Source organism: Mesorhizobium sp. M2A.F.Ca.ET.037.01.1.1 (assembly GCF_003998075.1).
GTDB lineage: Bacteria > Pseudomonadota > Alphaproteobacteria > Rhizobiales > Rhizobiaceae > Mesorhizobium.
The window spans coordinates 1-5113 of sequence record NZ_RZSA01000446.1; the positions used below are offsets into that span (position 1 = coordinate 1).

Consider the following 5113-nt stretch of genomic DNA (forward strand, 5'->3'; position numbering starts at 1 on the left):
CGGCGGCATGGTCCTTGCCGAAACGCTCCTCGATGATGCGGCGCACGGCCTGCGCCTCGGCCATGCGCAGCGGCATTGTCGCCTCGCGGCCGTCCAGCCCGTTGAGCGGCGAGCCCATCGACTTGAAATGCACGAGATAGAGTGTCAGCGGCACGCCGCCGACAGTGAGGTCGACCTCCAGGCAGTCCCGCCGAAAGATGCGATCGCTGGCCACATGCCCGAGCCCCGCAAGCTCCGGCGTGAAGAGGCCGAACCGCTCGAACGTGACATAGGCGTGGCTCGTCATGCGCACGAATTCGATCGGCTGGCCCTGCATGGTCTCGTTGCGCATCATCACCGCGACATCGATGCCGCGGGAGTCGTTGCCGGCCGTGGTGTATTTCTGACGGTAGCCCTGCCCGATCATCTTGAACAGATAGCCATATTCGAACGCCTTCAGCGCCTCGATATTGTCGACCTCCTGCATGCAGATGATGTCCGCGCGTGTGGCCGCGATGGCGAGCGCCGTCAACTGGCGGGTGTCGTCGGACTGGGCGATCGCGCGGGCCTGCTCGAGGATCCGGTATTCCGCCTCGCTCTGGATGTCGAACAGCGCCAGCGTGCGGTCTTCATTGAGCTGGTTGCGATAGCCCGAGAAATCGAACCTGTTCATCAGGTTCTCGACATTGAAGGTGGCGAGGCGGAGCGACATGGCGGTGACCTTTGCGCGCAAGCGAGGCCGAAAACAAGAGCCGGGCGTATGCTCGTCATGGTTGATGGAACCTTTCCGTTCATCTTCCGTTCAGACGAAAAGTTCCAACAATAGCCCATTCCCGGGGTGCTCTGGGCGTGGGGCCTTTACTCCTTGGAGAGTGAAATGAAACCGCTGTTTTCTTCCTTCAGATCCGGGCTTTTGGCCCTGGGGCTCGTTGCCGGCGTGACCGCGCCGTCGGTGGCCGGCCCGATCCTGCAGCCCGATTTCTCGACCGCCACCAGCGCGGTGGCACCCACGATCGTCCCCGTCCGCGACAGTTGGGCTGGCGGCAACAACTACTCGCCGCAGATGTATGACTGGCGCTGGCGGCGCGGCGGCGAGTGGCGCGGCCGCGATGTCAGACGCGACGGCAACCGGCACTTCTCCCGCAACTGGGACCGCAACTGGGACAGAGACAGGTGGAATGGCGATGGCGACTGGCGCTGGCGGCACCATCACCGCCGGCACTTCCGCGACAGCGAGGCCGCGATCCTGGGGCTGGGCCTTGGCCTTGGCTTGGGCAGCTTGGCCTACAACAATTACTACGATCCTTACTATTACGACCCCTATCCGCGCTATGTTCAGCCGCGGCGCATTTACCGGACGGAGCAGCTTTCCAGGGCCCATGTCCAATGGTGCTACGACCGCTACCGGTCTTATCGGGCCTGGGACAACACGTTCCAGCCCAACTACGGCCCGCGCCGGCAGTGCATTTCGCCCTATATCTGAGCGGCCTGCTGGCACAGAAACGGCGCCCTTCGCGGCGCCGTTTTATTATGCCGCAACCCTGTGCCGCGACCTTGATAACCCTAAATTCATCAGCGGCGCCTATTCATCCATGTCGGTGCTTCACATGCCGATTCGCAGCGAAAAATTCGCCAGAACGTACCCTGCAATGGCCGAAAACGAACTCAGAATCCAACGCCGCCAACGCGTCCTGAAGGGCGCGGCGATCTTGACCGGCATCAACAATTCCGAGGTGACGTGCACGGTACGCAACATGCATTCGAACGGCGCGGAGTTGAAAGTGCCGATCGACGCACGCGTGCCGGATGAATTCCTGCTCTATGTGCCGGTCGATGGCATCGGCTACAGGGCCGTGGTGCGCTGGCGCCGCGAGGACCGCATCGGCGTCGAGTTCACCGGCACCGAGCCCAAGCCACACTGGCACTACGGCTGAGCTGCGGCGGCACTGCCGTCGATCTCGCAAAGAAAAAGCCGGCGGATCGATCCGCCGGCTTCTCCGAGCATCTATGAAATTGCGAATTAGTTCTTGGCCTTGTCGACCAGCTTGTTCTTCGCGATTACCCGCGCGCCGCAGGGCAAAGCCCGAGGACGCGCAGGCAAAAGACGTGGATCGCCTCAGTTCTTCGCCTTGTCGACCAGCTTGTTCTTGGCGATCCACGGCATCATCGCGCGCAGCTTGGCGCCGACTTCCTCGATCTGGTGGCTGTCATTGTTGCGGCGGATGCCCTTGAAGCGCGCCAGGCCGGCACGATATTCCTGCATCCACTCCGAGGTGAACTTGCCGGTCTGGATGTCCTTCAGAACGCGCTTCATCTCGGCCTTGGTGTCGGCGGTGATGATGCGCGGACCCGAGACATACTCGCCCCATTCGGCGGTGTTCGAGATCGAGTAGTTCATGTTGGCGATGCCGCCCTCATAGATCAGGTCGACGATCAGCTTCACTTCGTGCAGGCACTCGAAATAGGCCATTTCCGGCGCGTAGCCGGCTTCCACCAGCGTCTCGAAGCCGGCGCGGATCAGCTCGACCAGGCCGCCGCACAGCACAACCTGCTCACCGAACAGGTCGGTCTCGCATTCCTCGCGGAAGTTGGTCTCGATGATGCCGGACCGGCCGCCGCCGACCCCGCAGGCATAGGAGAGCGCGAGATCGAGCGCGTTGCCCGAAGGGTCCTGGTTAACGGCGACCAGGCACGGCACGCCGCCGCCCTTCTGGTATTCGCCGCGCACCGTGTGGCCCGGGCCCTTCGGCGCGATCATGACGACGTCAACCGAAGCCTTCGGCTCGATCAGGCCGAAATGCACGTTGAGGCCGTGGGCGAAGGCGATCGCGGCGCCGTCGCGGATGTTCGGGGCGATTTCGTTCTTGTAGATGTCGGCCTGCAATTCATCGGGCGTCGCCATCATCATCAGGTCGGCCCATTTGGCGGCGTCCGCCACGCTCATCACCTTGAGCCCGTCTGCCTCGACCTTCTTGGCGGTCGCCGAGCCGGCTTTCAGGCCGATGGCGATTTCCTTGACGCCGGAATCCTTGAGGTTGAGCGCATGCGCCCGGCCCTGGCTGCCATAGCCGATGATGGCGACCTTCTTGCCCTTGATCAGATTGAGATCGGCGTCGCGATCGTAATAAACACGCATTTTGGTCTTCCTTCCCTTTTGAAGATCAGAGGGCCAGCGGCCCGGTTTTTGCTCCGAAGAGAGCGAGAAACTGTTGCGTCGCGCGGCGGGCATCGCCGCCGATCGTCGCCTCAGTCAATTCCACCTGGTCGCCAAGCAGCAGACGGATCTGCACGTCGCGGCCGACCAGGCCGAAAAAGGTCCGGAACGCCGTCTCGGCGTCCTCGAAATCGAGCAGCCCGGCTTGACGCCCTGCTTCAAGCACCGGCTTCAGCCGCCTGGCCAGCGCGAAGCGGCCATTCTGCAGCACAATGGCGCCGAGGTCATCCTTGCCGGAGCCGGCATGGCCGACCGCCACGCGGTTGAGCGCGATCGACGTATCGCTGGAGATCACCTTGAGCCAGTCAGAGGCGAAGCGTTGGAGGCTTGCCGTCAGTGACGCGAGGTCGAGACTCTTGCGATCGACCGGCGCCACGCGCACCTTGGAGGCCTGCCACTGCACCGTAGCGTTGAGCAGTCCGTCGCGGTCGCCGAACCATTTGTAGAGCGTTTCCTTGGAACAGCTGGCCCGCCGCGCCACCGCGGTCATGGTGACGTTGTCGCCCTCTTCCACCAGCAGGCGGAGCGCCGCGTCCAGAACGGCCTGCTGACGCTCCGTCAGCGTTTCGCTTGTGTCGATATCGGCGCCTGCCTGCAGCACGGTCTTTCCCGGTTTTCCGATAGCCCAGAGGCGTACCGTACGTTACGGTTCGGCTTATTGCGCATTCCTGTTTCCGATGCAAGGGGCTGCCGCGAAAAATGACCGGCGGAGCAGCGAGCCTCGCCAGCTAGTCGCTGGCCGGCGGATCGCGCAGCCGTCCGAGCAGGCTGGCCAAGGTCTTCAGGTCCTGGGCTGAAAGCCTGCCGTCCATTCGATCGGCGATGCAAGCGCCATAGACCGCCCAGATGCGGCGGCGCATCTCCCGGCCGCTTGCCGTGATGCGAACGGTCTGCCCGCGGCCATCGTCGGAGACGGGCAGCTTTTCGACCAGGCCATCCGCCTCCAGCCGGGCCAGCAGTCGTGAGACGCCGTACTGCGCCAGCAGCACGCGATCGATCAGCTCGAACGGCCTTAGCCCGCCCTCGCCCGCCTCGGCGAGTTCGTGCAGCACGTCATACCAGGCGAGCGGCGGCAGGCCGTTTGCCTTCAGCGCGTCCTCGGTCCTCTCGACCAGTTGGCGCGAGACCCGCACGAGGCGCGCCCAGGCTGCAATGGCTTCCGGCGATGGCGACGTCTTCGTCATCGGCGCAGCCTAGTCGATAGATGCAACTGCATCAAGCTTGACGATCGATGCATTTGCATCCATATAGATGCAATTGCATCAACAAGGAACTTTCTGATGAAACATGAAATCTGCAAGATCGCCGACATCCCGCAGGCCGGCAGCCTGATCGCGCACTTCTTCGGTCGCGAGGTCCATGTCTGGCGCAGCGGCGAACGCATCCGCGCCGCGGCCAATGTCTGCCTGCATTTCGGCGGACCGCTGGACTGCAAGGACGGCACGCTTGTCTGCCAATGGCACGGCGCGAAATTCGACATGGAAAGCGGCGAGCGTCTCGAAGGACCGGCGCCGAAAGGCTCGCGCCTGATGTTCCTGTCGACCCGCGTCGACGATGGCGCGCTCAACTATGTCTGGGGAGAGTGAGATGACCGAAAGGCTCACCCTCGTCAGCCATCACCTCTGCCCCTACGTCCAGCGCGCCGCGATTGCGCTCGCCGAGAAAGGCGTGCCGCTCGAACGGGTCAATGTCGACCTTGCCGACAAGCCGGAATGGTTCAGAGCCATATCGCCGCTCGGCAAGGTGCCTCTGCTCCGCGTGCGGCACGGCCACTCGGAGGAGGTGATTTTCGAATCCGCCGTCATCCTCGAATTCCTCGAGGAGACCGAAGCCAATCCGTTGCACCCTGCCGATCCGCTGGCGCGAGCCAGGCATCGCGCCTGGATCGAATTCGGCTCGGCCATCCTCAATGCCATAGGC

General features: G+C 63.3%; 6 protein-coding genes and 2 pseudogenes. 4 read left to right on the forward strand and 4 right to left on the reverse strand.

All coding sequences use genetic code 11. The features are described 5' to 3' along the window. Positions 1–691 (reverse strand): annotated as a pseudogene (locus EOA27_RS21020) (endonuclease); the annotation flags it as partial. Between the two features lie 165 nt (positions 692–856). Here EOA27_RS21020 and EOA27_RS21025 point away from each other — a divergent pair. Both EOA27_RS21025 and EOA27_RS21030 read left to right on the forward strand, forming a co-directional pair. Next, positions 857–1462 carry a BA14K family protein gene (locus EOA27_RS21025; protein WP_126082083.1) on the forward strand — a complete coding sequence of 202 codons (606 nt, stop codon included), beginning with the start codon at positions 857–859 and terminating at the stop codon, positions 1460–1462. Positions 1463–1628: 166 nt separating this feature from the next. Next, positions 1629–1913 carry a PilZ domain-containing protein gene (locus EOA27_RS21030; protein ID WP_126060181.1) on the forward strand — a complete coding sequence of 95 codons (285 nt, stop codon included), beginning with the start codon at positions 1629–1631 and terminating at the stop codon, positions 1911–1913. Positions 1914–2095: 182 nt separating this feature from the next. Here EOA27_RS21030 and ilvC read toward each other — a convergent pair. From ilvC to EOA27_RS21045, 3 genes and pseudogenes are all read right to left on the reverse strand, one after another. Further along, positions 2096–3133: pseudogene (gene ilvC, locus EOA27_RS21035) on the reverse strand (ketol-acid reductoisomerase); the annotation flags it as partial. A 7-nt stretch (positions 3134–3140) separates the two neighbouring features. Then, positions 3141–3794, reverse strand: coding sequence for a TetR/AcrR family transcriptional regulator (locus tag EOA27_RS21040; protein WP_126082081.1), 654 nt, complete (start codon positions 3792–3794; stop codon positions 3141–3143). Positions 3795–3921: 127 nt separating this feature from the next. Beyond that, positions 3922–4377 carry a MarR family winged helix-turn-helix transcriptional regulator gene (locus EOA27_RS21045; protein ID WP_126082080.1) on the reverse strand — a complete coding sequence of 152 codons (456 nt, stop codon included), beginning with the start codon at positions 4375–4377 and terminating at the stop codon, positions 3922–3924. Between the two features lie 96 nt (positions 4378–4473). Here EOA27_RS21045 and EOA27_RS21050 point away from each other — a divergent pair, with 96 nt between their 5' ends. Beyond that, positions 4474–4779 carry a Rieske (2Fe-2S) protein gene (locus tag EOA27_RS21050; RefSeq protein ID WP_126082079.1) on the forward strand — a complete coding sequence of 102 codons (306 nt, stop codon included), beginning with the start codon at positions 4474–4476 and terminating at the stop codon, positions 4777–4779. A gap of 1 nt (position 4780) precedes the next feature. Continuing rightward, a partial coding sequence (locus EOA27_RS21055; RefSeq protein ID WP_189562072.1) for a glutathione S-transferase family protein occupies positions 4781–5113 on the forward strand: 333 nt, incomplete at its 3' end.

Excerpts from the sequence above, each read along its gene's own strand:
- EOA27_RS21030 (WP_126060181.1), top strand. The coding sequence starts at position 1,629 with ATGGCCGAAAACGAACTCAGAATCCAACGCCGCCAACGCGTCCTGAAG.
- EOA27_RS21045 (WP_126082080.1), bottom strand. The coding sequence starts at position 4,377 with ATGACGAAGACGTCGCCATCGCCGGAAGCCATTGCAGCCTGGGCGCGC.
- EOA27_RS21025 (WP_126082083.1), top strand. The coding sequence starts at position 857 with ATGAAACCGCTGTTTTCTTCCTTCAGATCCGGGCTTTTGGCCCTGGGG.
- EOA27_RS21050 (WP_126082079.1), top strand. The coding sequence starts at position 4,474 with ATGAAACATGAAATCTGCAAGATCGCCGACATCCCGCAGGCCGGCAGC.